This is a genomic window from Streptomyces chartreusis, from assembly GCF_008704715.1.
Lineage (GTDB): Bacteria > Actinomycetota > Actinomycetes > Streptomycetales > Streptomycetaceae > Streptomyces > Streptomyces chartreusis.
Genome location: NZ_CP023689.1, coordinates 277,637 through 302,480, shown reverse-complemented (window position 1 = coordinate 302,480; position 24,844 = coordinate 277,637). Strand labels below are relative to the sequence as shown.

25 protein-coding genes are annotated in these 24,844 nt (G+C 71.1%); 14 read left to right on the top strand and 11 right to left on the bottom strand.

The features are described 5' to 3' along the window. The 6 genes from ppdK (at position 1) to CP983_RS01260 (ending at position 5,470) form a co-directional block, all read left to right on the top strand. A complete protein-coding gene (gene ppdK / locus CP983_RS01285) occupies positions 1-2,679 on the top strand; it encodes a pyruvate, phosphate dikinase (RefSeq protein ID WP_150498175.1) in 2,679 nt (892 codons plus the stop codon). A 105-nt stretch (positions 2,680-2,784) separates the two neighbouring features. After that, a complete protein-coding gene (locus CP983_RS01280) occupies positions 2,785-3,225 on the top strand; it encodes a pyridoxamine 5'-phosphate oxidase family protein (protein ID WP_150498174.1) in 441 nt (146 codons plus the stop codon). Positions 3,226-3,290: 65 nt separating this feature from the next. After that, positions 3,291-4,121, top strand: a complete 831-nt coding sequence (locus tag CP983_RS01275) for a universal stress protein (RefSeq protein WP_189748406.1) — start codon at positions 3,291-3,293, stop codon at positions 4,119-4,121. A 124-nt stretch (positions 4,122-4,245) separates the two neighbouring features. Next, the gene (locus CP983_RS01270) at positions 4,246-4,428 is read left to right on the top strand and encodes a hypothetical protein (RefSeq protein ID WP_030949972.1); all 183 of its coding nucleotides are present in this window, start codon (positions 4,246-4,248) and stop codon (positions 4,426-4,428) included. A gap of 6 nt (positions 4,429-4,434) precedes the next feature. Continuing rightward, the gene (locus CP983_RS01265) at positions 4,435-4,773 is read left to right on the top strand and encodes an ArsR/SmtB family transcription factor (protein WP_030949969.1); all 339 of its coding nucleotides are present in this window, start codon (positions 4,435-4,437) and stop codon (positions 4,771-4,773) included. Between the two features lie 217 nt (positions 4,774-4,990). Further along, complete coding sequence (locus tag CP983_RS01260) at positions 4,991-5,470, top strand: hypothetical protein (protein WP_189748403.1); 480 nt, start codon at positions 4,991-4,993, stop codon at positions 5,468-5,470. A 79-nt stretch (positions 5,471-5,549) separates the two neighbouring features. Here CP983_RS01260 and CP983_RS01255 read toward each other — a convergent pair whose 3' ends face one another. The 7 genes from CP983_RS01255 to CP983_RS01225 all read right to left on the bottom strand — a co-directional run bounded on the left by CP983_RS01255 (position 5,550) and on the right by CP983_RS01225 (position 9,775). After that, complete coding sequence (locus CP983_RS01255) at positions 5,550-5,900, bottom strand: ArsR/SmtB family transcription factor (RefSeq protein ID WP_107910708.1); 351 nt, start codon at positions 5,898-5,900, stop codon at positions 5,550-5,552. Positions 5,901-6,055: 155 nt separating this feature from the next. After that, positions 6,056-6,409, bottom strand: coding sequence for a zinc ribbon domain-containing protein YjdM (locus CP983_RS01250; protein ID WP_150498173.1), 354 nt, complete (start codon positions 6,407-6,409; stop codon positions 6,056-6,058). Positions 6,410-6,458: 49 nt separating this feature from the next. Then, positions 6,459-6,830 carry an STAS domain-containing protein gene (locus CP983_RS01245; protein ID WP_150498172.1) on the bottom strand — a complete coding sequence of 124 codons (372 nt, stop codon included), beginning with the start codon at positions 6,828-6,830 and terminating at the stop codon, positions 6,459-6,461. A gap of 35 nt (positions 6,831-6,865) precedes the next feature. Next, positions 6,866-7,273, bottom strand: coding sequence for an ATP-binding protein (locus CP983_RS01240; RefSeq protein WP_373309776.1), 408 nt, complete (start codon positions 7,271-7,273; stop codon positions 6,866-6,868). 5 nt (positions 7,274-7,278) lie between these two features. Then, positions 7,279-7,686 (bottom strand): pyridoxamine 5'-phosphate oxidase family protein, encoded by a 408-nt coding sequence (locus CP983_RS01235; RefSeq protein WP_150498171.1) that lies wholly within the window; start codon positions 7,684-7,686, stop codon positions 7,279-7,281. Next, a complete protein-coding gene (locus CP983_RS01230) occupies positions 7,683-9,437 on the bottom strand; it encodes a SulP family inorganic anion transporter (RefSeq protein WP_150498170.1) in 1,755 nt (584 codons plus the stop codon). Before CP983_RS01230 ends, CP983_RS01235 begins: the two co-directional genes overlap by 4 nt. Next, on the bottom strand, positions 9,434-9,775 hold the full coding sequence (locus CP983_RS01225) for an ArsR/SmtB family transcription factor (protein ID WP_125525355.1): 342 nt from the start codon (positions 9,773-9,775) through the stop codon (positions 9,434-9,436). The genes CP983_RS01230 and CP983_RS01225 overlap by 4 nt, the downstream gene beginning before the upstream one ends. 267 nt (positions 9,776-10,042) lie before the next feature. Between CP983_RS01225 and CP983_RS01220 the strand changes: the two genes are divergently transcribed. Both CP983_RS01220 and CP983_RS01215 read left to right on the top strand, forming a co-directional pair. After that, positions 10,043-10,969: a pyridoxamine 5'-phosphate oxidase family protein gene (locus tag CP983_RS01220; RefSeq protein ID WP_150498169.1), complete on the top strand. Its 927-nt coding sequence runs from the start codon at positions 10,043-10,045 to the stop codon at positions 10,967-10,969. A gap of 34 nt (positions 10,970-11,003) precedes the next feature. Beyond that, positions 11,004-11,996: an Acg family FMN-binding oxidoreductase gene (locus tag CP983_RS01215; protein WP_229914602.1), complete on the top strand. Its 993-nt coding sequence runs from the start codon at positions 11,004-11,006 to the stop codon at positions 11,994-11,996. Positions 11,997-12,019: 23 nt separating this feature from the next. Here CP983_RS01215 and CP983_RS01210 read toward each other — a convergent pair whose 3' ends face one another. Beyond that, the gene (locus CP983_RS01210; RefSeq protein ID WP_150498168.1) at positions 12,020-12,700 is read right to left on the bottom strand and encodes an NADPH-dependent F420 reductase; all 681 of its coding nucleotides are present in this window, start codon (positions 12,698-12,700) and stop codon (positions 12,020-12,022) included. A 74-nt stretch (positions 12,701-12,774) separates the two neighbouring features. On the opposite strand from CP983_RS01210, the gene CP983_RS01205 reads away from it, so the two are divergent. The 6 genes from CP983_RS01205 (at position 12,775) to CP983_RS01180 (ending at position 20,496) form a co-directional block, all read left to right on the top strand. Further along, positions 12,775-13,164 (top strand): winged helix-turn-helix transcriptional regulator, encoded by a 390-nt coding sequence (locus CP983_RS01205; protein ID WP_150498167.1) that lies wholly within the window; start codon positions 12,775-12,777, stop codon positions 13,162-13,164. A 371-nt stretch (positions 13,165-13,535) separates the two neighbouring features. After that, positions 13,536-14,363 carry an FAD binding domain-containing protein gene (locus CP983_RS01200; RefSeq protein WP_150498166.1) on the top strand — a complete coding sequence of 276 codons (828 nt, stop codon included), beginning with the start codon at positions 13,536-13,538 and terminating at the stop codon, positions 14,361-14,363. Then, positions 14,360-17,077, top strand: a complete 2,718-nt coding sequence (locus tag CP983_RS01195; RefSeq protein WP_150498165.1) for a molybdopterin-dependent oxidoreductase — start codon at positions 14,360-14,362, stop codon at positions 17,075-17,077. Before CP983_RS01200 ends, CP983_RS01195 begins: the two co-directional genes overlap by 4 nt. 6 nt (positions 17,078-17,083) lie before the next feature. Further along, on the top strand, positions 17,084-18,058 hold the full coding sequence (locus CP983_RS01190; RefSeq protein ID WP_150498164.1) for an antibiotic biosynthesis monooxygenase: 975 nt from the start codon (positions 17,084-17,086) through the stop codon (positions 18,056-18,058). A 186-nt stretch (positions 18,059-18,244) separates the two neighbouring features. Further along, entirely contained in the window at positions 18,245-19,663 is a 1,419-nt protein-coding gene (locus CP983_RS01185) for a DEAD/DEAH box helicase (RefSeq protein ID WP_150498163.1), read from the top strand. A 173-nt stretch (positions 19,664-19,836) separates the two neighbouring features. After that, complete coding sequence (locus tag CP983_RS01180; RefSeq protein ID WP_150498162.1) at positions 19,837-20,496, top strand: TetR/AcrR family transcriptional regulator; 660 nt, start codon at positions 19,837-19,839, stop codon at positions 20,494-20,496. Between the two features lie 38 nt (positions 20,497-20,534). Here the strand turns inward: CP983_RS01180 and CP983_RS01175 are convergent, their stop codons facing one another. From CP983_RS01175 to CP983_RS01165, 3 genes are all read right to left on the bottom strand, one after another. Next, positions 20,535-22,040, bottom strand: coding sequence for a carboxylesterase/lipase family protein (locus CP983_RS01175; protein WP_229914601.1), 1,506 nt, complete (start codon positions 22,038-22,040; stop codon positions 20,535-20,537). Positions 22,041-22,201: 161 nt separating this feature from the next. Continuing rightward, entirely contained in the window at positions 22,202-23,446 is a 1,245-nt protein-coding gene (locus CP983_RS01170; RefSeq protein WP_150498160.1) for a choice-of-anchor Q domain-containing protein, read from the bottom strand. Positions 23,447-23,766: 320 nt separating this feature from the next. Next, positions 23,767-24,819 carry an alcohol dehydrogenase catalytic domain-containing protein gene (locus tag CP983_RS01165; protein WP_107910736.1) on the bottom strand — a complete coding sequence of 351 codons (1,053 nt, stop codon included), beginning with the start codon at positions 24,817-24,819 and terminating at the stop codon, positions 23,767-23,769. Positions 24,820-24,844 lie beyond the last annotated feature (25 nt).

The window sequence follows — 24,844 nt, the reverse complement described above, 5'->3', positions numbered from 1 at the left end:
ATGAGCCCGCCCACCAAGTACGTGTACGAATTCGCCGAAGGCAGTCGTGACATGGCCGATCTCCTCGGCGGCAAGGGAGCGGGCCTCGCCGAGATGACCCGGCTCGGCCTGCCCGTCCCGCCGGGCTTCACCGTCACCACCGAGGCCTGCAAGGTCTACCTGGCAACGGGCGAGGAACCGGACGAGCTCGGCGTCGAGGCCGCACACTCGCTGGCCGGCCTGGAACGCGCCATGGGCCGTACGCTCGGGGCGCCCGACGACCCCCTGCTGGTCTCCGTGCGCTCCGGAGCCCGCTTCTCCATGCCGGGCATGATGGAGACGATCCTCGACATCGGCCTCAACGACATGTCGGTCGGCGGGCTCGCCAAGGCCTCGGGGCAGGAGCGCTTCGCCTGGGACTCCTACCGCAGGCTGATCCAGATGTTCGGCCGCACCGTGATGGGCGTCGACGGCGACCTGTTCGAACAGGCCATCACCGACCACAAGGAGCGACGGGCGGTCGTCGGCGACCACGAGCTCGACACCGGTGAACTCGTCGCACTCACCGACGAGTTCAAGGACGTCATCCGCGAGGAGACCGGCGAGGACTTCCCGCAGGACCCCGCGGAACAACTCGCCCGCGCCATCCGCGCCGTCTTCGACTCCTGGAACGGCGAACGCGCCCACATCTACCGCCAACGCGAACACATCCCCGAGGACCTCGGCACCGCCGTCAACATCCAGGCGATGGTCTTCGGCAACCGCGGTCCTGACTCCGGCACCGGCGTCGCCTTCACCCGCGATCCCGCCACCGGCGAGAGCGGCGTGTACGGCGACTACCTGCCCGACGCCCAGGGCGAGGACGTCGTCGCGGGCGTCCGGGACGCGCTGCCGCTGAGCGAGCTCGCGATCATCGCCCCGCGCACCTACGCCGAACTCGGCGACCACCTGCGCACCCTGGAGGACCACTACCGCGACCTGTGCGACGTCGAGTTCACCGTCGAGCGCGGCAAACTCTGGATCCTCCAGACCCGCGTCGGCAAGCGCACCGCCGAAGCCGCCTTCCGCATCGCCCACGACCTCCGCGCGGACGGCACGATCAGCCGGGACGAGGCCCTGGTACGCGTCGACGGCGCCGAACTGACCCGGCTGATGTTCCCCCGCTTCGACACCACCCCGGCCGATGTGCCCCTCGCCCACGGCGTGCCCGCCTCGCCGGGCGCGGCGGTCGGCGCGGTCGTCTTCGACTCCACGGAGGCCGCACGTCGCGCGGCGGCCGGCGATGACGTGGTCCTCGTCCGCCGGGAGACCACCCCGGACGACCTGCCCGGCATGATCGCCGCGCAGGCGGTGCTCACCAGCCGCGGCGGCAAGACCAGCCACGCGGCGGTCGTCGCCCGCGGCATGGGCAAGGTGTGCGTGTGCGGCGCCGAGGCCCTCACCGTCGACCCTGTCGCCCGCCGCTTCACCACTTCAGCGGGCGTGGTCGTGCACGAGGGCGACATCGTCTCCGTCGACGGCACCGCGGGCACCGTCCACCGCGGAGCGCTCCCGCTGACCGCCTCCGACGTCGGCCGCGCCCTGGAGACGGGCACCGGCACCGGACCGGTCACCGAAGCCGTCCTCGGGGCGCTGGCCCACGCCGACTCCGTACGCCGCCTCGAGGTGCGGGCGAACGCCGACACCCCCGCGGACGCGGTACGCGCGCGTGCCCTCGGCGCCCAGGGCATCGGCCTGTGCCGCACCGAGCACATGTTCCTCGGCGAACGCAGGGCGCTTGTCGAGTCGATGATCCTGGCCCGCGACGACGCCGCGCGGGAGGAGGCCCTGGCGGCTCTGCTGCCGCTGCAACGCGAGGACTTCATCGGCATGCTGGCGGCGATGGACGGCCTGCCGGTGACGATCCGGCTGCTGGACCCGCCGCTGCACGAGTTCCTGCCCGACCGCACCGAACTCGCCGTACGCGTGGCCGCAGCGGTCCACCCGGACCCGCACGACCGCCAGGTCCTGCGTGCCGTGGAGCGCATGCACGAGGAGAACCCGATGCTCGGCCTGCGCGGTGTGCGCCTGGGTCTTGCCGTGCCGGGCCTGATGGCCATGCAGGTACGGGCCGTCGCCGAAGCCGTCACGAACCGCCTGCGTGCGGGAGGCCGGCCGTACGCCGAGATCATGATCCCGCTCGTCGGCACGGTCGAGGAACTGCGGCTGGCCCGCGCCGAGGCGGAGCGCGTGCTCGCCGAGGTCACGGCGGAGACCGGCACACACCTCGACTGCCCGATCGGCACGATGATCGAACTGCCCCGCGCCGCCCTCACCGCCGGACGCATCGCCGAGGCCGCCGACTTCTTCTCCTTCGGCACCAACGACCTCACCCAGACGACCTGGGGCCTGTCCCGCGACGACGCCGAGGCCTCCTTCTTCCCGCTCTATCTGGAGAAGGGAGTCTTCGGAGTGTCCCCGTTCGAGTCGATCGACCAGGAGGGCGTCGGAAGGCTCGTGGAACTGGCCGTGGAGGCGGGACGCACGGTCAACCCCCACCTCGAGACAGGGGTGTGCGGTGAGCACGGCGGCGACCCCGACTCCATCCACTTCTTCCACCGGGCCGGACTGGACTACGTCTCCTGCTCGCCGTTCCGCATCCCGGCGGCCCGACTGGAGGCGGGTCGGGCCGCGGTGGCTCACGGCAGGAAGAGGGACTGATGTCCGGCGCGACCGGGCCTGATGGCCCTGGGCGTGGGTCGTTGCACGGCGAACGATGGAGGGATACCGCATACCGCCGCGACAGGCGAAAGGAGTGGCCGGCTCATGTACCGCAATGACGGATTCCGCGAACTCGCACGACAGGAGTGCCTACGCCTGCTCGCCGAAGTCCCCGTCGGCCGGATCGTACACACGCGTCAGGCCCTGCCCGCGGTGCTTCCCGTGAACTTCTGCCTGGACGACGACAGCGCCGTGCTGCTGCGCACCGCCGCCGACTCCGAACTGGCCCACGCGGTCGACGGCTCCGTGGTCGCCTTCGAGGCCGACCGGGTCGACGCCGCCGCGCACTCGGGCTGGAGCGTCGTCGTCACCGGCTCCGCCACGGTGATCACCGACGCGGCCGAGCACGAGCGACTGGTCCGCACCGGCCCGCGTTCCTGGGTGCCGTCGCCCAGCGAGGTCTTCATCCGCATCGAACCCGAGCTGGTGACCGGCCGTGAACTCGTCGGCGGGCGCAGCCGGTACGGGCTGCACGTCCCCTCATGAGCGGCAAGGGCGAGGGACGGGGCCGTATGGCGGCATCGGGAGCACGGAGCAGAAGGGAGAGGGAGATGACTCCCCATCATGTGGTCGTCGGCGTCGACGGTTCCCTGAACGCCGTACGAGCGCTGGACTGGGCCTCCGACGAGGCCGCACGCCGTGGTGCCGCGCTGCGTGTCGTGCACGCCGTGCCGGACCGCGACGAGGCGGAACCCGTCCTCGCCTCGGCCGCCGCACGCGTCAGGGAGCGCCATCCGGACCTGTCCGTCGAGGTCAAGGCCATGGAGGGCGGCACCGTACGGGCGCTGCTGCGCGAGAGCGAGGGCTCGGAGCTGACCGTGGTCGGCACACGCGGCCTCGGCGGTGTCGCCGCGCTGCTGGCCGGCTCGGTGAGTCTGCGCCTGGCCGCGCATGTGCACGGCCCCCTGCTCGTCGTGCGCGGGGACCACGCGTGCGACGGCGAGCGCACCGTCCTGCTCGGTCTGGAGGACGACTCCGACGCAGACGCCGCCTCCTACGCCTTCGGCGAGGCGGAGCGGCGAGGTGCCAGGCTGCGTGTCGTGCACTCGACCCACCGCCACGTGACCCCCGAACTGCCCTCCCTGATCCCCGGAACGAGTCCTGGCCAGCGCCGACGCGCCCAGAACGACCTGGCCGAGGACGCCGTACCCCGCTTCGACCTGGCCCGTCTGCGGGACGAGCACCCCGAGGTCGGCGTCGAGACCCATACGGTCCGCAGGGGAGCGGCCCGGGCCCTGCTCGACGACACCCGCGAAGCGGCGGTCGTCGTCATCGGCGCACACCGCAGGACGAGTCGGCTCGGACCACAGCTCGGCCCGGTCGCGCACACCCTGCTGCGCAGCTCCCACTGCCCGGTGGTGCTGGTACCGATGGCCGGATGACGACCGGACGCCGTCCGACCCCCGCTGATTGGACCGCTCGGCACCTGCCCACCGTTACTCTTGAAGAGTTCTTCAATTGGTTAGTTGCTGTGCTTCCTAGGTGGTCCACGATCCGGAGGTCGGAATGAGCGAAGTCGCCGATGCGCTGCTGGCGCGGGTACGCGCGGCCCACGCCGATCTGGCGGCGGCCCTGAAGGCCGAGGACGTGTACGCCGTCGCCGTGGCCCAGGACGAGCTCGACGACGCGGTGCGGCTGGCGAAGCGGCACGGGCTCGACGTTGGTGCCACGGGGATGCTCGAGGGGTGATCGCCGATGCCCATGCCGCTGTACGAGGCCAAGGCGGACTTCTTCCGGATGCTCGGCCACCCGGTGCGCATACGGGTTCTTGAGCTGCTGCAGGACGGGCCGAAGCCGGTGCGTGAGCTGCTCGCGGCGATCGAGGTCGAGCCCTCGAACCTGTCCCAGCAGCTGGCCGTACTGCGTCGCTCCGGCATCGTCACCGCCACCCGTACCGGCACGACCGTGACGTACGAACTCGCCGGCGGGGACGTCGTGGAACTGCTGGCCGCGGCCCGCAGGATCCTGTCCGTGCTGCTGGCCGGCCGGCAGGACCTGCTCGATGAGCTCCGCCGGACGCAAGCACCGCGGTGACGGCGGGCGACGAATGTCTCGTGGCCGGCAACACCTCATCAGGTACGTCGACGGCCGTCCGGCAGGGCCTGTCGGCCCCCCTCCCCGGCCTTGTCGGTTCTATGAACCACCCTCGCTCTTGGGGATGATCAAACCTGCTCGCGGACTGCCTTCGCTTCCCTGACGGCGGTACGGGAGCACGTTGTCTCCTTCAGGTGGCGAGAAAGGACCGTGTGAAGTGATCGCTGTCGTGGGACACCCCGACCTCACCGCGCCGACACTGAAGATGGTGGAGGAGGAGTTGCGCCGGCGGCTGGCCGAGTTCGCCCTGGCCGGCAAGGCCGGCCTTGTGCGGGCCGGGCAGGGACTGCCCGTCGCCTTCGGCAGGGCCGCCCGAGCCGCGGGGCTCGCGTTGGTGACCGTCCTGCCCACCAAGAACGGTGTGCCCGACGTGCCGGAGTCGAGCGACCGCAGGGCGGCCGGGGAGCTGCTGCTGCTCTCGGAGCAGGTGCGGCTGATGGAGTACGACCCCGCTGACCGTGGCGCCTGTGTGGGGGCGGACGAGAACCTGATGCGGTCATGCGCCCGGGTGCTGGCGGTGTGGGACGGCTCCCCGTCCGACGGCCGGGACGCGACCGCCCACCTCGTGGCCTTCGCCCGCAGCAGCGGCGTGGACGTGGAAGTGCTGTGGCCCGACGGCGCCTCCCGCAGAGGCTGAAGTTCGCGGCGACGGCGGCCGTCTCCCGCATCGCCTGAGACGGGCACTCGCGGGAGACGATCGCCGTTCGAGGCAGCCGCTACGACGGCGGTTGCCCCTCGTCCTGGGCGGCCTTCAGATCGGCCAGCAGCTCGGCCTGTCCGGCCAGCACACCGGACAGGATGGTCCGCGCGACCCGCAGGAGCTCCGCGACCTTCGGACTGGTCAGCGAGTAGTACACGGTCGAGCCCTCCTTGCGGGTCTTGACCAGGTTCGCCCGTCGCAGCACGGCCAGTTGCTGGGACAGATGCGCGGGTTCGATACCGACCTCGGGCAGCATCTCAGCGACCGCGTGCTCGCGCTCGCTCAGCAGCTCCAGGACCCGGATCCGGGCCGGATGCCCGAGTGTCTTGAAGAACTCGGCCTTCAGTTGGTACAGCGGCGTACTCATCGTGTCGTCCCCTCCCCGACACAACAGCACAGCCCCACCGGCCGGAATCCGGTGCATCGCGTCCACGCACTCATCAAGAACATGCGGTCCATCCTCGCCTGTGGCACGGCCTGCGCCGAACCTGCCCGTGAGGAACGAAGCGACCGGGGGCCGGGTCAGGCCTTCTTCACCACGGCGGACTTCAGCTGCATGGCGCCGAACCCGCCGACCTTGCAGTCGATGTCGTGGCCGTCCACTCCGTCGACCAGGCGGATGTTGCGCACCTTGGTGCCCGCCTTGATCCCGGTCGGGCTGCCCTTGACCTTCAGGGTCCTGACCACGGTCACGGTGTCACCGTCGGCGAGCACGTTGCCGACCGAGTCCTTGATCACCCTGCCGCCGGAGACCGGGTTCGCGGACTCCTCGGACGGTGACCACTCATGACCGCACTCGGGGCATGTCAGAAGTGCACCCACCTCGTAGGTGTAGGTGCCGGAGCACTGGGGGCAGGGAGGAAGGCTGTCGTTCATGACGTACGTGTCTTTCGGTCGGTGAGCGGATCGGGCGGTCGTCGGTCGGTCACGCCTGTCGGTCGTCCTCGGGGGACGAAAGGCGCCGGTTGTGGGCGGACAGTGCGGTGGCGAGGTCGGGGTGGACGGGGATGTCGGGGCAGTTGCCGGTCGGGACCAGGGAGCCGTCGGCAGGTATGGCGGCCAGTTCCAGCCGCCGGCCCGCGCCGGCCAGCCGGCGTGCGGCTTCCCTGATCGCCACTTGGCCCTCGGTGGACCAGCCGCGCAGTTCGCCGAGATCGAGGATGATCACGCCGGTGCCGCGGGCGACGGCCCAGCCGACCGCGCCGGCGAAGCGATGGACCGCGTGCGGACCCAGGTATCCGGCGACGGAGAGGATGCCGAGGTCCCGCTCGTCGGTGTAGCGCCAGTCGATGGTCATGCCGTGAACTTCCTTGGGAGTGCGCCCCGTCGGGGTCAGAGGGGCAGGGTGATCCAGATGCTCTTGCCCTGCTGGTCGGCGTCCGCGCGGACGACCGCCGTGCCGCCCAGTTCATGGGTGAGCTCCATGACGGTCGCCAGTCCGCCGCTGCTCGCGCCGATGAGAGGGGGCTGGTGGGGATGGCGGTCGTGGACGGCGAAGGCCAGACAGTCCCGGCCGGCCGTGTAGATCACCGTCACCTGCGGCGAGCGGGCCGCGGCGTGGCGGACGCTATTGGTCACCAGCTCGCCGAGGATCAGCAGGGCGGGGTCCACGGCCGGATGCCGCGGGCCGATACCCCATTCCGCCAGGGCCTGCTCGGCCGTCTCGCGGGCCAGGCGCACTGCGGCCGGCTGGTTCGGCAGGGTGAGGACGTGGCGGTGGGGGAGGGCTGCAAGTCGCACGGCTGTCACACCTCCGCTCGGAGCAGGCGGAAGCCGCTCACAGTCCTGGGACGCAGGCACAGAACGGTGTCGTGCGGGCCGTGCGTCCAGCCGGTCAGGGTGCGCCGGTAGTGGGCCGCCTCGTCGGGGTCGCCGATCACCTCGGCGGGGCCGGACAGGGTGACCGTCCAGCCGGTGCCGCCCACGACGCGGATCTCGTCCACCTGGTAGGTCACCGTCCCGGGCAGGGCGGCCGCCCGGAGGGGAGCCCTGACGATGAGACGTCCGTACTCCCACACGTGGCGGGCCGGCCGTATAGCGGACTGCCCCCGCTGCGGATACACCAGCCGCCCGAGGCTGCTGCCCTCCACCAGCCACAGTGCTTCCGCACCGGAGAGCTCGGCCATGCGCAGGGCCGCGGGAGGAAGGCTCATGGCGCGGGCTCCTCACGGAACTCGGGGGAATCTGCGGGATTCGGAACTGCCTGCTGCTCCTGGCGGGCGGCACCCGCGGGCAGGACTCCGGCCCGTTCGAGGTGGTCGCGAGCGCCCCGGATGGCTTCCGGAGTGGTGGCGTAGTCCCGGCCGTCGGGCCGCAGCAGGTCCAACGCCCCGACGGAGTCCAGGACTTGGTGCTGCCCGGGACGGATGCCGGAGGCCAGGACGTGGATGCCGCGCCGCGTCAGCTTCTCCACCGCGTCCTTCACCACGAGGGCGCCGGTGGCGTCCATCGTCGACACCCGGGACATACGAAGGATGACGACCCGGACGTCGGCCACCTCGGTCAGCTCCAGCAGGAAGCGATGCGCGGCGGCGAAGAACAGCGGCCCGTCGATCCGGTAGGCGACGATGTGCTCGGCCAGCAGGGCGTGCTCCTCCACGCTGTGATCGCCCCGGTCGAGGGGCACCTGGTCGAAGCGGGCCTGCCCGGCCACGGCACGCAGGGCGAGCACCCCCGCCACGGCCAACCCGATGATCACCGCGTACACGAGGTCCAGGGCGAGGGTCGCGATCGCGGTGAGTACGAGGATCAGCGCATCCGCGCGGGTGGCCCCGGCCATCGCCCTGAGCGAGCCGACCTCGACCATGCGGACCGCCGTGGCCAGCAGCACGCCGGCGAGGGCCGCGAGCGGGATCCTCGACACCAGAGGTGCCGCGGCGAAGACGATCACCGCGAGGATCGCGGCGTGGACGAGGGCGGCCAGCCGGGAGCCGGCACCCGTGCGGACGTTGACCGCGGTCCGGGCGATCGCGCCGGTCGCCGGGACTCCACCGAACAGCGGGGCCGCGATGTTGGCCAGCCCCTGGCCGAACAGTTCGCGATCGGGGTCGTGCCGCTGGCCGACCGTCATGCCGTCCGCCACCGACGCGGACAGCAGCGACTCCAGGGCCGCGAGCGCCGCCACGGCGACGGCCGGGGCGAGCAGAGTGCCGGGCGAATCGAGTTCCAGGAAGCCGAGCGAGGGTGCCGGGAGCCCGGAGGGCAGGTCGCCGATCGGCTCGGCCGCGTCCAGACCTGCCAGCCGGGCGACGACGGTGGCCGCGATCACGGCGAGGATGGAGAACGGCACGGTCGGCCGCAGGCGAGCGCCGACCAGCATGACCGCCGCCACCGCGGCCGCGAGGCCGACCGCCGTCCAGTTCGGATGCCGCGCGAACTCCTCGACGGCCCTCCAGGTCACCACCAGCACCCGATCGCCCTCGGGCTTCGGCACACCGAGCGCGCTCGGGACCTGCTGCAGTCCGATCACGCAGGCGATCCCGAGCGTGAAGCCCTCCACCACGGGAGCGGGAACGTACTGCATGTACTTCCCCGCCCGCAGCGCGGCCAGTACCACGAGCATGACGCCCGCCATCAGCCCGACGGTCAGCACGCCGGCCGGCCCGTACGCGCCGACGATCGGCACCAGAACGACGGTCATGGCCCCCGTCGGCCCCGACACCTGGAGGTTGGAACCGCCGAAGAGCGCGGCGAGCGCGCCGGCCACCACGGCCGTCGCCAGACCCGCCTCGGCGCCGAGACCGGAGGAGACACCGAAGCCGAGGGCGAGCGGCAGAGCCACGATCGCCACGGTCAGACCGGCGAGCAGGTCCCGCCGGGGGTCGCGCCGCATGTCCGTCAGATCGGCACGGGCTGGCAGCAGCGCGCCGAACCGGGCCCCTGCCCGGCTGATCAGCGAAGTCATCGCGCGGCGACCTCGACGTCCCGCAGCTCGGCCAGCAGGGCGCCCTGCCCGGAGAGCACCTCGGTGAGGATCCGCCGCGCGGCCTGCATCAGATCCGCGACGTCTCCGCCCGCCGGCGCGTAGACGACCGTCGAGCCCTCCCGGGAGGCGGTGACGATCCCCGACCGGCGCAGCACCGCCAGCTGCTGCGACAGGGCCGACGGCTCCACGTCGATGGCGAGCAGCAGGTCCCGCACGGGCATCGGTCCGTTCTGCAACAGCTCCAGCACCCGGATCCGCACGGGATGCCCCAGCATCCGGAAGAACTCGGCCTTGGCCTGGTACAGCGGAACGGACACAACCCCTCGGCTTCCCCTACGGCGCCCCACCTCGGCGCGGAGACAGATGCTGTGCCCGCGGCTACCGGATTGTGCGGGCACAGCTTCTACAGCATCTAGGCAGTTGCGAAATTTTGCAATTTCGCATGCCGTGGAATCGGTGCCCGCGTACGAACAAGGGCCGGTCGACCCATACGGCGGCCTGCAACACGGGCCGATCGACTCAAGCCGCGGAGGGCCCGGGGCGGCACGTTGGAGGCAGGACCACTGCGAGGAAGGGCGACGACCATGCGAGCTCACCTCGGCGACCAGCTCGTCATCGAAAGCCCCGCCACCGGTGCCGCACGGCGCGACGGCGAGATAGTCGGACTGCACCACGAGGACGGGACACCCCCGTACGACGTGTGCTGGTCGGACACGGACGAGGTGACGCTCGTCTTCCCCGGCCCCGACGCACATGTCCGCCACCCCGATCACGGCCCGCCCGGCATCGACACGAGCGAGGCAGAGCCGGTGCCCGTGCCCGAGGCCGCACCGCAGGCAGGCGCACCGAACCCCGGCGGCGTCGGACGACGCGTCGCAGTCGAACGCCGCCGACACGGGCTCAGCCGCGGCGAGGCGGCCCGCCGAGCCCGCATGTCCCCGGACTACCTGGCCTACCTGGAGGAACACCCGGCGGACCCGACCGTGGCGACGCTCATCCGCCTGGCCGACGCACTGGGCACCACCGTCACCGCGCTGCGCGGTGCGGGCGTCGACACCCCACCCGGCCAGGGCCACGCACTGCTCCATCCCCACCTGCGGGATCTCACCCCGGAGGAGTGCCGCGCCCTGCTGTCGACGCACGGCGTCGGGCGCATCGCCGTGACGACCCCCGACGGACGCCCGGCGATCATCCCGGTCAACTACGAGATCGTCGACGACGACATCGTCTTCCGGACCGCGCCCGGCTCCGCCGCCGCGGCCGCCGCCGGAACGGATGCCGCCTTCGAGGTCGACCACATGGACGACGCTTCGAGCCAGGGGTGGAGCGTCCTGGCGGTCGGCCCCGCGAGCGCCGTGACCGACACCCCCGCCGTACGCCGACTCGTCCAGCACGCTCACACCGCACCATGGGCCGGCGGGAAGCGGGAGATGTGGGTGGCGATCCGCCCCGTACGCCTCACGGGCCGCCGCATCACTCCGGCCGATGGCCAGGCAAGCACGGGGCATTGAGAAGTGCCGAGGGCCCTCTTGAGGGGAGGCAGTGATGACCCTCCGAACACCATCCGACGAGCGTGTCGCGGCGCTGATCCACGACGCCACGGCCGCCCCGTCGATGCACAACGCCCAGCCCTGGCAGTTCCGTTACCACCGGAGCCGGCACACCTTCGAGGTGCGCGCCGACTTCGAGCGGGCCATGCCGCACTCCGACCCCGCCGGCCGCAGCCTCCACCTCGGCTGCGCCGCCGCCCTGCTGAACCTGCGGGTGGCAGTGGCGTACGAGGGCCGGCATCCGGAGACCCGACTTCTGCCCGACGCCGCAGACCGCGAACTCCTCGCGACCGTACGACTCACCGACCTCGCCCCCGACACCAGCGCCCTCGCCGCGCTGTACCCGGCGATCCACCAGCGGCACAGCAGCCGCGCCCCCTTCGAGGAGACGGAGATCCCGCGAACCGTCCAAGATGCTCTCGCCGAGGCCGCACGCCAAGAGGGAGTCGTCCTGTCCTTCCCCATCTCCTGGCACCTGGAGGGCGTACTGGAGACGATCCAGGAGGCGGAGGCCCGCAACATCACCGACCCCGGCAGCGAGCAGGACCTGGAACGGTGGACCCGGATCGCCGCCTCGCCGGCGGACGCACCGGTCGAGGGAGTCCCGCAGTACGCATTCGGACCGCGCAAGCGCGGCGGCAAGGCGCCCATGCGCGACTTCGCCGGCCACCGGCAGGTGGCGGACCGCGACGCCGCGGACTTCGAACGGAACCCACAACTGGCCCTGCTCAGCACACCTCACGACCGCCCGGAGGACTGGCTCCGCGCGGGCCAGGCCATGCAGCGCGTCCTGCTGCTGGCCACACTCCAGGGCCTGGCCGCCTCCTTCGTCAGCCAGCCCCTGGAGTGGAACGACCTGCGCTGGCCACTGCGGGACCCGGTGACGGGGACCGGCCACCCACAGATGATGCTGCGACTCGGATACGGCCCAAAGGGCCCCGGAACCCCGCGCCGCCCGGTGTCGGAGGTGCTCGACATCCAGCCTTGACGGGTCGTGCCAGGGCTCTGCTTTCAGACCCCCGTGCCGCCTTCCGTTGCCGTCTGGCTCGGGCCCGTCGCGTACGCCAGGGGAGGCGCGATGGCCTGCACGTCCGCTCCCTGCCCGACCCACAGGGAGATGAACAGCGCGGCCGTCGCCTCCAGCAGCCCCGCCCGTTCGAGACCACCACCGGCAACGGGTGTGCAGCCCAAGTCCGTCACCAATTCGCGGACGCGCGCGAGGGCGGTGTCGTCGTCCCCGCACACCGGCACGGCAAGAGGCCGGCCGCCGAAGACGGGCGGCCGCATCCGCCACACATCCTCGTGACACAGATTGAAGGCCTTCACCACGTGAGCCCCCGGTGCCGCCGCGGCCAGCTGCCGCGCGGCTGAATCGCCTTGCTGCGTCAGCAGCCGAAAGCCCGGCCCGACGGGGTTGGAGCAGTCGAGCAGCACCTTGCCCTCCAGGGCGGCACGCAGCTCCCGAGCCACCTCGGCCCCCGCCCCGAAAGGCAGCGCGGCCAGCACCACGTCCTGACCGGACTCGGCCGCCGCACGCAGACCACCGGACCCGGCGCCGCCGCCGATGCGGGCAGCGAGCAGCTCCGCCTTGCGTTGGTCCCGCCCCCCGATGGTCACTTGATGCCCGGCGCGCACCCAGTGGGTGGCCAGCGCATCAGCCATATTGCCCGTCCCCAGTACACCGATCCTCATCGCACGTTCCCTCTCCGTGTCCGCGTCGACCGTTCACAGAGACGTTAGGGACGCATGCGGGCACCATTTGGTACGTGACCAACGACCCCTTCCTCGCCGACTGCCGCGCCCGCCTCGCCTTCGACCTGCTGTCCAACACCTGGAACGCCGTGGTGCTCTGGGCACTGCGCGACGGTCCGAGGCGCCCGGTCGAACTACGGGAGCGGATCGGAGGAATCAGCTCCAAGGTCCTCACCGAAACGTTGCGCCGCCTGCAGTTCAACGGCCTGATCGACCGGCACGCCCACCCCGACGCACCCGCACGGGTCGAATACGAACTCACGCCTCTGGGCCGGACCTTGCTCACACCCATCGACGCCGTCGGCGCCTGGGCCTTCGAACACGGCGACGAGGTGATGGCAGCCCAGGAAACGGCGTGCGCGCGGCGAACAGGGGCGTCGGGTGAGGCCGGGCGGCAGCACTGAGCTGCCAACCGGAATCCAATCCCTCACGAACACTGCCGGAAACCGGCAATGCGACGACGGGACGCGGTCGTTGAGGATGTCTGCGGGGAGCACGGATGGTTTCGGTGCCGGGCACGAACGGTGCCCGGCACCGAACCTCAGTGACTGTCCGGGGCGCGTCGGCTACTTTCAGCCGCTTTCGTCCTCGAGCCGTCCTTCCCATGCTGCGATAAACTGGGACGAAAGTATGCGTGCCGTTCCCTCACGGCCAGGCGTCGTCCTCAGCGGTGCGGCACGGCGGCCATCGTCTGCCCGGTCGGCGGGAGAGCAACTCCGGCAGTGCCACGGGACAGTTGTCTTCCGTAGGCCAGCTCTCCCGTAGGTCGGTCTTCATGGACCTCAACACCATCACCGAAGTCATCCGGCGACCGTCCGAGCGGCCGGGCAGGGACTGGCACGAGGGCGACGCGTGGCTCGCGGGCGGAACCTGGCTCTACTCCACCGAGCAGCCGGACCTGCGGCGGCTGATCGACCTGACGGCATTGCGCTGGGACCCGCTTGTCCCGACGGACGAGGGCCTGGAGATCGGCGCCACCTGCACCATCCGCGACCTGTACGCCTTCCCGTGGCCGCAGCGCTGGACCGCCGGACCGCTCTTCCGGGCGAGCTGTGAGGCATTCCTGTCCTCGTTCAAGGTCTGGAACTCGGCGACCGTCGGCGGAAACATCTGCATGTCCCTGCCCGCCGGCCCGATGATCACGGCGACGGTCGCGCTGGAGGCTCGGTACGAACTGTGGGCTCCCGACGGTTCCGTGCGCTTCGTCGACGCCCTCGACTTCGTCACAGGGGACCACCGCAACGTTCTCGCCCCCGGGGAGATCCTCAGGCGCATCACCGTTCCGGAGCGTGCGCTGCGCCAACGCACCTCGCACCGTCGCTTCACACTGACCCGGCTCGGCCGTTCGACGGTGTTCCTCGTCGGCACCCAACGGCCGGGGGTGAAGAACCTGTTGCTCACCCTCACCGCCGGCACCATGCGGCCGATCCGCATCGCCTTCGACGCCCTGCCCGACGACCGAGCCCTGCGGGAGAGCATCGACGCCGTGCCGGCGGACGTCTGGTACGCCGATCCCAACGGAACCCCCGAGCACCGTCGCCATCTGACACGGCACTTCGCCGAAGAGATCCGCCGCGAACTCATGGACGGGGACCTGCCATGAGCTACCTCGTGAACGGCAAGGACTTCGACAGGGAACCGGCCCCCGGCCAGTGCCTGCGCACGTTCCTGCGCGAACTCGGCCACTTCGGCGTCAAGAAGGGGTGCGACGCGGGCGACTGCGGCGCCTGCACGGTGTGGCTGGACGGCACACCCGTGCACAGCTGCATCACCCCCGCCTTCCGCGCGGACGGCCACGAGGTGACCACCATCGAAGGCCTTGGACGGCCCGGCGCGCCGCATCCCATGCAACGGCAGTTCGAGGACGCCCCGGGGTTCCAGTGCGGCTTCTGCACCGCAGGCATGATCATGACGTCGGCCACCTTCAGCGAGGACCAGAAGGCGGACCTGCCGCGGGCGTTGAAGGGAAACCTCTGCCGCTGCACCGGATACCGGGCGATCGAGGACGCCGTGAAGGGCGTCGGCGCGGTGGAGACGGCGGCACCGGGAAAGGCCGTCGGGACGAGCGTCGGCGCGCCCGCGGGCCACGACGTGGTGACGGGGCACGCCGAATTCACCATGGACACGCATATCGACGGCCTGCTGCACCTCAAGGTGCTGCACTCACCCCACGCACACGCCCGGATCCTCTCGATCGACAAGAGCGCCGCCCTCGCCGTGCCCGGCGTGCACCGGGTCTACACCTGGCAGGACGTACCCCGCAGACGCTTCACCACGGCGATCCACACCGACCACCTCGTCGACCCGGACGACACGTACATCCTCGACGACACGGTCCGCTTCGCCGGCCAGCGCGTCGCCGCGGTCCTGGCCGACACGGTCGGCGCCGCCGAGGAGGGCTGCCGGCGGCTCGCGGTCGAGTACGAGGTGCTGCCGGCGGTGTTCGACCCCGAGGCGGCGATGGCCGACGGCGCACCCCAACTGCACGGCTCCGACGATCCGTTCGTCCGCGACCCCGCCCACAACATCCTGCTCGAACTCCACTCGCACATCGGCGACGTCGACGCCGGATTCGCCGCGGCCGACACGATCCAGGAAGGGACGTACTTCTCACCAAGGGTGCAGCACGCGCATCTCGAGACCCACGGTGCGATCGCCTGGATGGAGGACGGCCGGCTGAACGTCCGCACGAGTTCGCAGTCGCCGTCGATCGCCAAGGTCAAACTGGAGTACCTGTTCGCGCTGCGCCCCGACCGGGTGAGGGTGTTCTGCAAGCGCGTCGGCGGCGGATTCGGCGGCAAGCAGGAGGTGATCGCGGAGGACCTGGTCGCGCTCGCCACCCTGGACACCGGGCGGCCCGCCTGTCTCGAGTACACCCGCGAGGAGGAGTTCACGACGGCCTCGCCGAGGCATCCGATGACCCTGACGGTCAAACTCGGCGCCAGGGCCGACGGAACCCTCACCGCCCTCCAGGTACGCAACGTGTCCAACACGGGCGCCTACGGCAACCACGGCGGCGAGACGGTGTACGCGGGCGGAGCCGCGGTCATGCTCTACCGCTGCCCCAACAAGAAGTACGACGCGTACTCCGTGTACACGAACACCGTGCCGAGCGGGGCGCTGCGCGGCTACGGGATGACACAACCGGCGTTCGCCGTGGAGTCCGCGATGGACGAACTGGCCCGCGCCCTCCACATGGACCCGCTGGAACTGCGCCGACGCAACGTCGTGCGGCCGGGTGAGCCCCTGGTCGCCCTGCACGACGGCCCCGACGACGTGGTCTTCACCGAGGACGGCCTCGCCGGATGCATCGACCTGGTGGGCGACGCCCTGGCCCGTTCGGCCGCCCGCCCGCCGCCCGGCCCCCACTGGCTCGTCGGAGCCGGCGTGGCGAGTTCCCTGCACGAGACCGCGCCCCCGACGGAACACCTGTCCGAGGCCTGGGTCACGCTGGGCGACGATCTCATCTACGAACTGGCCGTCGGTACCGTCGAATTCGGGGAGGGGACCTCCACGGCCCACGTCCAGATCGCGGCCAATCAGCTGGGCACGACGCCGTCGCGGATCCGTCTGGTGCAGTCCGACACCGACCGCACGGGATTCGACACCGGTGCCTTCGCGAGCGCGGGCCTCTTCGTGGCGGGCAACGCGGTCCTGCGCGCGGCCAACGCCGTGCGCGACCGCATCCTGCACTTCGCCGCGGCGCACACGGGCGTCCACGTCGTGATGTGCACACTGGACGACGACGGAGTCGTATGCGGGGACCGGCGGGTCTCGCTCGCCGAAGTCGTCGCGCTGGCCCGGACGCGCGGGATCCGTTTCACCGCCGCACGCAAGGCATACGGCTCACCTCGCAGCGTCACCTCCAACACACAGGGGTTCCGGGTCGCCGTGCACCGGGTGACGGGCGAGATACGGATCCTCCACAGCGTGCACGCGGCGGACGCCGGGGTGATCATCAACCCCGCGCAGGTTCGCGGACAGGTGGAGGGCGGGGTCGCCCAGGGAATCGGCTTCGCGCTGACCGAGAACCTCCACGTCGACGACCACGGCGTCGTGGTCAACCCGAACCTCCGGAACTACCGCATCCCCACCTACGCCGACATTCCCCGCACCGAGGTCCTCCTGGTGGGCTCGGCGGACTCGGTCGGGCCCATGAGGGCGAAAGGGATGGCCGAGTGCTGCATCAACCCGGTCGCCCCCGCGCTCGCGAACGCGGTGCACGACGCGACGGGCGTCCGCTACCGGGCGCTGCCGCTGACTCCGGAACGCATCTACGGCCGGCTCCCCGCGGAGCAGTCGGTTTCGACAGGTTGAGCCACCATGAACGCCGAAAAGAACCTGGCCGCCGCGGCGACGGCGATCATCGGCCAGAAGGTCCTGCCCGGGATGGAAGAGGATTACGAGTCGTGGCAGGGGGACCTCAACGCCGCGGCCGCCTACTATCCCGGCTTCCTCGGTGCCGAGATCTCCCCGCCGACACCGCTGCAACCCGACTGGGTCGTCGTCTACCGGTTCGACTCGGTGGCGCATCTGCAGGCGTGGATCAACAGCGGGACCAGGCAGACGTATCTCGACGTCGGCTCCAAGTACTTCGACGGTCCGGCGACCCAGCAGGTGGTCAGCAGCGGCACCCAGTCACTGGATCCGCTGGTCACCGTGGTCGTCACCCACCGTGTACACCCGAACCAGGTCGACGACTTCCTCGACTGGCAGAACCAGATGGTCCAGGAGGAGAGCAGGTTCGAGGGGTTTCGCGGGACCGAGCTCTTCCGCCCCATCGAGGGGCTCCAGGAGGAATGGACCACGCTGTACCGCTACGACAGTGCCGAGCACCTCGACGCCTGGCTCACGTCGTCCGAGCGGCGGAAGGTCCTGGCCGAGGGGAAGAAGTTCAGCGACTTCAAGCTGCACACGATCGACAACTCGTTCGGCAGTTGGTTCGCCTTCGAGGGCAACGGCAAGGAGGAGGCGCCGCCGCCCTCCGAGACCAGGACCTCCCTCGCGGTCTGGGTCGGCCTGTATCCGACCGTCGTGCTGCTGACGCTCGCCCTGTTCCCGCTGCACATGCCGCTCTGGATCGGCCTGCTCGTCGGCAATCTGCTGTCGAGCTTCATCATGAGCTTCCTGACCATGCCCTACTACGTGAACCCGCTGCTCGGGCGATGGCTGCGGCCACCGCCGGAGGAACGGGCGACGCGGAGTCTCCTCCGTGGCCTGGGTGTCGTCGCGGTGGCGATCGCCTTCTGGGCCGTCGTCTTCTACCTCGTCACGGAACAGTTCTGGTCGTTGCCATGACCGGTGCCGCGGACGGCCGTCGTCCGGGCGGGCGTGTACACGTCCAGGCGGCTCGGCGAGCATGCCCCGTGCTAACCTTCTCCGTTTGCGGCGTGGCTGTGTCGGTGGCCCATACGGTCTCCCCGGCCGGTGGCCGCGTCCCCGCCGCGCCTTCCTCGGTACGGTCCCTTCGGAGGAAGGCTCTCTGTGAGCGAATCAGCACGTCCCGATGCCGGGCAGCAGGACGACGTGGCCGAGCCGGCGGGCGCCGTTTCGGCGGTGTCCTTCGCGGAGCTGGGGCTGCCGGCCCAGATCCTGCGGGCGCTCGACGAGCGCGACGTGACCGTGCCCTTCCCCATCCAGGCGGCGACGCTGCCGAACGCGCTCGCGGGACGGGACGTCCTGGGCCGGGGCCGCACGGGCTCCGGCAAGACGCTCGCCTTCGGCCTGGGGATGCTCGCCCGGACGGCCGGGCGGCGCGCACAGCCCAAGGAACCGCTGGCGCTCGTCCTGGTCCCCACCAGGGAACTGGCGCAGCAGGTCGGCGAGGCGCTCACCCCGTACGCCGAGGCACTGCGGCTGCGGCTCGCGACCGTGGTGGGCGGGGTGTCCATCGGCCGGCAGGCCGCCGCGCTGCGGGACGGCGCCGAGATCGTCGTAGCCACGCCCGGTCGGTTGCACGACCTCATCGAGCGCAAGGGCTGCCGACTGGGACGGGTGCGCATCACGGTCCTGGACGAGGCCGATCAGATGTGCGACATGGGGTTCCTGCCGCAGGTCACCGAGATCCTGGACCAGGTGCGTCCCGACGGCCAGCGGATGCTGTTCTCCGCCACGCTCGATCGCGACGTCGATCAGCTGGTGCAGAACTACCTCCGAGACCCCGTCGTGCACTCCGTGGACCCGTCCTCCAGCGCGGTCTCCACGATCGAGCACCACGTCTTCGTCGTGCACGGCCCGGACCGGTACGCCGTGACCACGGAGATCGCCGCCCGGGACGGCCGCGTCCTGCTGTTCCTGGACACCAAGCACGGCGTCGACCAGCTCACGCGGCATCTGCGGGCCAGCGGCGTGCCCGCCGCCGCCCTGCACAGCGGGAAGTCGCAGCCGCAGCGCACCAAGACCCTGGCCCAGTTCAAGAACGGGCAGGTCACCGCGCTGGTGGCGACGAACGTCGCCGCACGGGGCCTGCACGTCGACGACCTCGACCTCGTGGTCAACGTCGACCCGGCCACCGACCCGAAGGACTACCTGCACCGCGCGGGCCGCACGGCCCGGGCCGGCCGCTCGGGCACCGTCGTGACACTCGCCATGTCGGGACAGCGCCGCGAGACGAGCCAGGTCATGACGGACGCCGGCGTCGCCCCCAAGGTCACCAAAGTGCGCTCCGGCGAGGCCGAGTTGACCCGGATCACCGGCGCCAAGGCCCCCTCCGGCGTACCTCTCGACGGCGGGCCGACCGCACAGCGCCCCAAGAACCACAACACCCCGTTCCGCGGCCTCGGCAGCACCAAGGACACGAAGCGCGCTTCCGGCGGAGGGGCGTCCCGTTCGTCCCGCAAGACCAGCGAGGCCGCCAAGCTCGCGGAGGCCCGCAAGGCGGCCCGCGTACGACGCGGCGCCTGACCTCGGCCTCATCGAGCGCTTCGTCGAAGCCCTCCGGCCGGTCGTGCCGCTGGTTTCCGTGTGGGCGCACGGGTCGCTCGTCGGCGGCGACTACCAGCAGAACTGACCCTCGCCTTCCTCGGATCCGCGATCGAGCAGGCCATTCTGTAGAAGGCTCCTCTAAAGTCGGCGCTATGACGGAGGCACCGGCAATGGACCGAGGCGCGCGGTCGCGGGACGCGATACTCGACACCGGTGGTGAGTTGATGTCGCGCCATGGGTACGCCGCCACGTCGATCTCGATGATCTCCGCCGCGTCCGGTCTGCCGACCAGTTCCATCTACTGGCATTTCCGCAGCAAGGACGGGATCTACGTCGCCGTACTGGAGCGTGCAAGGATCGCGTTGTTGGAGGCCCTGCCGTCGAGCGAAGTGCCGGGCACCGACGTCGCGGAGCGTCTGGGTACCTTTCTGAGGGAAGTCGAGGACGCGTTCCAGCGTCATCCGCGAGGTGTGAAGCTGCTGTTGGGGCTGGGCATGGTGCAGCAGGACGCCAGTGCGGCCGCGGCAGCCGAGGTGCATCAGTACCGCGACGCGCTGCTGGCATGGACCCGGGATGCGGTCAGCTCCGTGTTCGGGCTGCGGGACCGGCCCGAGGTGGCGGACGAGTTGGCGCGCTTCACGCTGAGGATGGCGAGCGGGACCGCCGTGGCCCGCTGGTTCGAGCCGGACACGGTCCTGGACACTGGGCCGCTGCGTGTGGCGCTGCTGGCTCTGGCGGACCATCACGGGGTTCCCGTCGGGGACGTCCCTGGCGAGGACGCCCCTTCCGGGCACATCACGACCGGGGAATGACGACCCGGTAGCGGAGGGATCGGAGTGCCGACGTCAACTCACCCCGGGAATGGGGAGGGCTGCCAGAACGGGCACTGGTGGTCGGCTGCGAAACCGGTGGTGGTTCCGACCCGGTCCGGTGCCAGTACCTGGATGCGGTCTCCAGTGACGGTGTAGCGCGGCCAGGGCGGAGTGCCGGGTGCGTTGGGGTTGCCGGTGGCCGCGAATCGGGCCCAGTACGCGGTCATCGTGGCGGACAGCCGCCGCTGGGCGGGCGTCAGGGGCGCCAGCGCGTCCGTGGGGAAGAGATAGGCCAGTTCGGAGGCATGGAAGGCGCCCTGCGGCGTGTGTGGTGCCGGGATGAACGGCGGTGCCTGCGCGTCGTGGAACTCGTAGGCGTAGACAGGCACTCGGCTGCCGTACAGACGGCTGTCCTCCCGTGTCGGGCAGGCGAACCGCTGGTCGGTGCCGACAGCGGAGTACGCCAGGTTGGGGGACGGATACGCCGAGGCCGGGTATGCGTCCAGGACCGTGGCCGCCCGGTCTCCGTACTGGAGCCTGATGAGGGCGGCGTACGAGTCGGGAGTCAGTGGGCCGCCGCCGAGGAGATCCACGTACAGGGCGGTGAAGTAGCGGTATTCGTCATGGGTGTTGCCGCTCAGCGTCGGGACCGCGTTCACTCGTCCCTCGGCCCACGCCGTCCGCGGAGTGCGGGGGAGGATGTGGGGACCGGTGTTCGGGGCCCACAGGGAGGCGGTTCCTGTTCCGGTGGCGCGGATCAGCTCGGTGGTGGGTACCGCACGCAGGCAGGCCGCCGCAATCGTCGGCTCGGTGCAGCCGACCGAGGCCGCGAAGTCGCTTCCCTTTCGCTCGGCCGCGTCGAGTGTGAGGGGTGTCAGACCGCCGTCCGCGGCGCACGCTCCGCTCTGCTGGATCGCCCGGTGGAACAGGCCCCTCGCCGTCGGCGAGGCGATGTGGAGACAGGTGTCCGCCGATCCGGCGGACTGGCCGCCGAGCGTCACCCGGTTCCGGTCGCCGCCGAAGGCGCCGACGTTGCGCCGTACCCACCGCAGCGCGGCCTGCTGGTCCATCAGGCCGTAGTCGCCGGAGGCACGGTCGGCGCTCTCGGCCGACAGGGCGGGGTGCGCCAGGAACCCCAGCGCTCCGAGGCGGTAGTTGACCGTCACCACGACCAAGCCTCGTGCGGCCAGCGCGGCGCCGTCGTAGTCGCTGCCGGCGCCGTACGCGTTGGCACCGCCGTGCAGCCACACCAGTACCGGGAGAGGCCGGCCGCTGGTGCGGGCGGGTGTACGGACATTGAGGTACAGGCAGTCCTCCACCGTGCTGCCGGTCCGGTTGGACTCGCCGGGCAGGACCGGGCCACCGTCGGGGAGCAGCGTCAGCGGTAACTGGGGGCAAGGGTGGGCCGGTGCGGTGGCGTCCCGTGTGCCGGACCAGCGTGCGGCGGGTCGCGGCGGACGCCAGCGCAGCTCGCCGGTCGGTGGGGCGGCGAACGGGACGCCCTGGAAGACTCGCCCGCCGTCGCGGGCTGCCGTGCCGCGCACCAGACCCCGGTCCGTGCGTACGACCAGAGAGTCGGGGCTGGTCCGGGAGTGAGCAGAGGCCGGGGGGACGGTCAGTGTCAGGAGTAGGGCCGCGAAGACGGCTGTGGCTCGGGCCAGAGCAGGGCGCGGCGCTCTCATCCCTTTCGGGGACGGGCCCGGGGTCATGACGTGTGCTCGTAGGCGCCGATGTCGCAGGGCGCGCCCTGCGGGCGCGCGACGCCACGCTGATCCGTGGCCGGGCAGCCGTCAGCCGCGTCCAGAGCCGGGCTGCCGGGCAGCAGCGCGACCGTGTCGGTGGGGCCGCCGTTGTCCGCGAGCGGGCCGATCCGCGGGGTGCGGCTGGGCAGATCGCCGGGTGCCGTGAGTCGGCAACTGCCGTCACTGTCCAGGTTGTTGCTCAGCGACGCGATGGTGGCGAAGGCCTTCTTGCAGTCGGCCGGCGCGCCGTTGACCGTGTTGCCCGCGATGATGGAGTTGCGCAGCGTCATACGCCCCAGAGGCAGATCGATGACGTCGGGGATCGGTGAGGGCAGGCTGTCGAGGTAGGCGGGGGCGAAGTTGATGCCGCCCCCGCCGTCGCTCGAACGGTTCCCGGTGATGGTCGAGTTGAGGATCTCCACGGGTCCCCTCCCGCGGATGTCGATGCCCCCGCCGTAACCGGCGAGGCTGCCCGGGCGGTCCCCGGGGTTCGTCACCCGGTTGTCCGCGATCGTCGAGTTGGTCACGGTGCCGGTGTCGTCGAACCGGATGCCGCCGGCCTCGCCCGCGACATTCCTGCTGACGGTGCTGTCGATCAGATCGAGGTGGGAGCCGGGGACGTTGAAGATGCCCCCGCCGTAGCCGGCGGAATTCCCGGTCACCGTGACCCGTCGCAGCGTCATGTGATGTCCGTTGGCGATCGCCCCGCCGCCGGTGTCGGTGATGGGCAGTTCGCGTTGCCTGGTCACTCCACCGGTGATCGTCAGATCGGACAGCCGACTGTCCGCCTGCATGCGGAAGGCGCGGTCCAGGTGGTTGGCGTCGATGACCGTGGTCCGTGCGCCGGCACCCTTGATCGTCGTCTGGGCAGCGACGTTGAGGTCGCCCGTGGTGGGGTCGGGGTTGTCGCCGATGATCAGCCGCGGGTCGGGCGGGATCGTCAGCCGGTAGTGGCCGGGAGGCAGCGTGATCGTGCTGCCGGGGCGGGCGTTGGCGGCCATCACCGCGGCACGCAGACTGCACGCGCCCGAAGCGGTCAGACACCGGCCGTCCGAGCCATCGGCGTCGATCGCGTCGGACGTGGTGTCGACGGTGAACTCCGTGGGGGCGGGCGCGGAGGCCGGGGGAGCGGCGGCGAGGGCGGCGGGATGCGCCGCAATGGACAGAAGCACGACGGCAGTTGCGGCCGTGGCGGCCATGGACTTCATGAGGTGAACCCCTCTCGGCGAGCATTCCGGGCGTACCAGGACTCTGCGGCTGCGAGGACTTCGTGCTGATGAGCGGGTGCGCGGCTCGTGCGGGGAACGGGAACGGCGTCGGCGCGGCCGGGGCGCCATCTGGGTACTGCCCGCGGTCTGGAGCGAGCGTTCCATTCAGAGTGTCCGGTGTCCACGGACGGGCGGGGAATGGCCGAATGAGGCTGCCGCGGCACCAGGGCACGACTGCTTGGGCCCGGAGTGTGGCTGCTTGACCCCAGGACACGGCAACGGGCCGCCCCGACAACACCGAGGCGGCCCGCGAAGAATCGTCAGCGGGTCGGATCGAGAACGATCTTGCGGACGCCGTCGGCCCGCCCCGCGAACAGTTCGTACGCCGCCGGGCCCTCGGACAGCGCGAAGTGGTGGGAGACCACGGCCTCGGGCTTGATCCTGCCGGCCTGGGTGAGGGCGATCAGGGGAGGGAGTTCGTAATGCACCGAACACAGCCCGATCGCGAACTCGAGTTCCTTGATCTGCGCCAGTCCCATGTGGAAGGGGAACGCCTTGTTCTGGCTGACACCGATGACACTCACCCGGCCGGCCTGTCGTACGGCCTTGAGGGCCAGCTCGATGGTCGCGTCCGAGCCCACAGCCTCGACCACGGCGTCCGGCCCGCGTCCGCCGGTCATCTCCCGTATCGCCGCCCGCACGTCCTCGCCCTCGACAGGCTCGACACCCAGGGTCGCGGCGAAGGCACGGCGCTCCGCGACCAGGTCCGTGCCCAGCACCCGCGCGGCGCCCATCGCGAAGGCGGACTGCGCCGCCATGAGACCGACCGGACCGAGGCCGACGACCAGGACCGTCTCGCCGGGCTGGATGCGGGCGCGCCGACAGCCGTACCAGGCGGTGGGCGCGTTGTCCGTCAGGACGAGGGCGGCCTCGTCGGAGATGCTCTCGGGCAGTCGCACCAGATTGACGTCGGCGCAGGGCACCGCCAGCGCCTGGGCCTGGCTGCCCTGGAGCTGCGGGCTCACGCCGTAGCAGAGCTCCATGCTCGACTTCGCGCGCTCGCACCGGGCCGTGAACCCGGCCGCGCACGACCGGCACTGCGCACAGCCGACGGAGGCGGGCACCAGGACCCGGTCGCCGGGCTTGAAGCGGGTGACCTGGCCGCCGGTCTCGACGACCACGCCGACGCATTCATGTCCCGGTGTGTAGCCCAGCTCCGGGCTGAACGGGTGGCCGCCGTAGATGTGCAGGTCGCTGCCGCAGATGCCGGCCGAGGTCACCCGCACCACCGCGTCGGTGGGGTTGGTTACGGCCGCGTCGGGGACATCGCCGTACCGGATGTCATGGCGGCCGTGGTAGGTCAGTGCCTTCATCGGATCTCTCCCTCCCCTCTTCGGT

Bases quoted from the DNA above. Each gene is read 5' to 3' on its own strand.
- ppdK (WP_150498175.1), top strand. From the start codon at position 1: ATGAGCCCGCCCACCAAGTACGTGTACGAATTCGCCGAAGGCAGTCGT.
- CP983_RS01280 (WP_150498174.1), top strand. From the start codon at position 2,785: ATGTACCGCAATGACGGATTCCGCGAACTCGCACGACAGGAGTGCCTA.
- CP983_RS01275 (WP_189748406.1), top strand. From the start codon at position 3,291: ATGACTCCCCATCATGTGGTCGTCGGCGTCGACGGTTCCCTGAACGCC.
- CP983_RS01270 (WP_030949972.1), top strand. From the start codon at position 4,246: ATGAGCGAAGTCGCCGATGCGCTGCTGGCGCGGGTACGCGCGGCCCAC.
- CP983_RS01265 (WP_030949969.1), top strand. From the start codon at position 4,435: ATGCCCATGCCGCTGTACGAGGCCAAGGCGGACTTCTTCCGGATGCTC.
- CP983_RS01255 (WP_107910708.1), bottom strand. From the start codon at position 5,900: ATGAGTACGCCGCTGTACCAACTGAAGGCCGAGTTCTTCAAGACACTC.
- CP983_RS01250 (WP_150498173.1), bottom strand. From the start codon at position 6,409: ATGAACGACAGCCTTCCTCCCTGCCCCCAGTGCTCCGGCACCTACACC.
- CP983_RS01245 (WP_150498172.1), bottom strand. From the start codon at position 6,830: ATGACCATCGACTGGCGCTACACCGACGAGCGGGACCTCGGCATCCTC.
- CP983_RS01235 (WP_150498171.1), bottom strand. From the start codon at position 7,686: ATGAGCCTTCCTCCCGCGGCCCTGCGCATGGCCGAGCTCTCCGGTGCG.
- CP983_RS01230 (WP_150498170.1), bottom strand. From the start codon at position 9,437: ATGACTTCGCTGATCAGCCGGGCAGGGGCCCGGTTCGGCGCGCTGCTG.
- CP983_RS01220 (WP_150498169.1), top strand. From the start codon at position 10,043: ATGCGAGCTCACCTCGGCGACCAGCTCGTCATCGAAAGCCCCGCCACC.
- CP983_RS01215 (WP_229914602.1), top strand. From the start codon at position 11,004: ATGACCCTCCGAACACCATCCGACGAGCGTGTCGCGGCGCTGATCCAC.
- CP983_RS01210 (WP_150498168.1), bottom strand. From the start codon at position 12,700: ATGAGGATCGGTGTACTGGGGACGGGCAATATGGCTGATGCGCTGGCC.
- CP983_RS01200 (WP_150498166.1), top strand. From the start codon at position 13,536: ATGGACCTCAACACCATCACCGAAGTCATCCGGCGACCGTCCGAGCGG.
- CP983_RS01195 (WP_150498165.1), top strand. From the start codon at position 14,360: ATGAGCTACCTCGTGAACGGCAAGGACTTCGACAGGGAACCGGCCCCC.
- CP983_RS01190 (WP_150498164.1), top strand. From the start codon at position 17,084: ATGAACGCCGAAAAGAACCTGGCCGCCGCGGCGACGGCGATCATCGGC.
- CP983_RS01180 (WP_150498162.1), top strand. From the start codon at position 19,837: ATGACGGAGGCACCGGCAATGGACCGAGGCGCGCGGTCGCGGGACGCG.
- CP983_RS01170 (WP_150498160.1), bottom strand. From the start codon at position 23,446: ATGAAGTCCATGGCCGCCACGGCCGCAACTGCCGTCGTGCTTCTGTCC.
- CP983_RS01165 (WP_107910736.1), bottom strand. From the start codon at position 24,819: ATGAAGGCACTGACCTACCACGGCCGCCATGACATCCGGTACGGCGAT.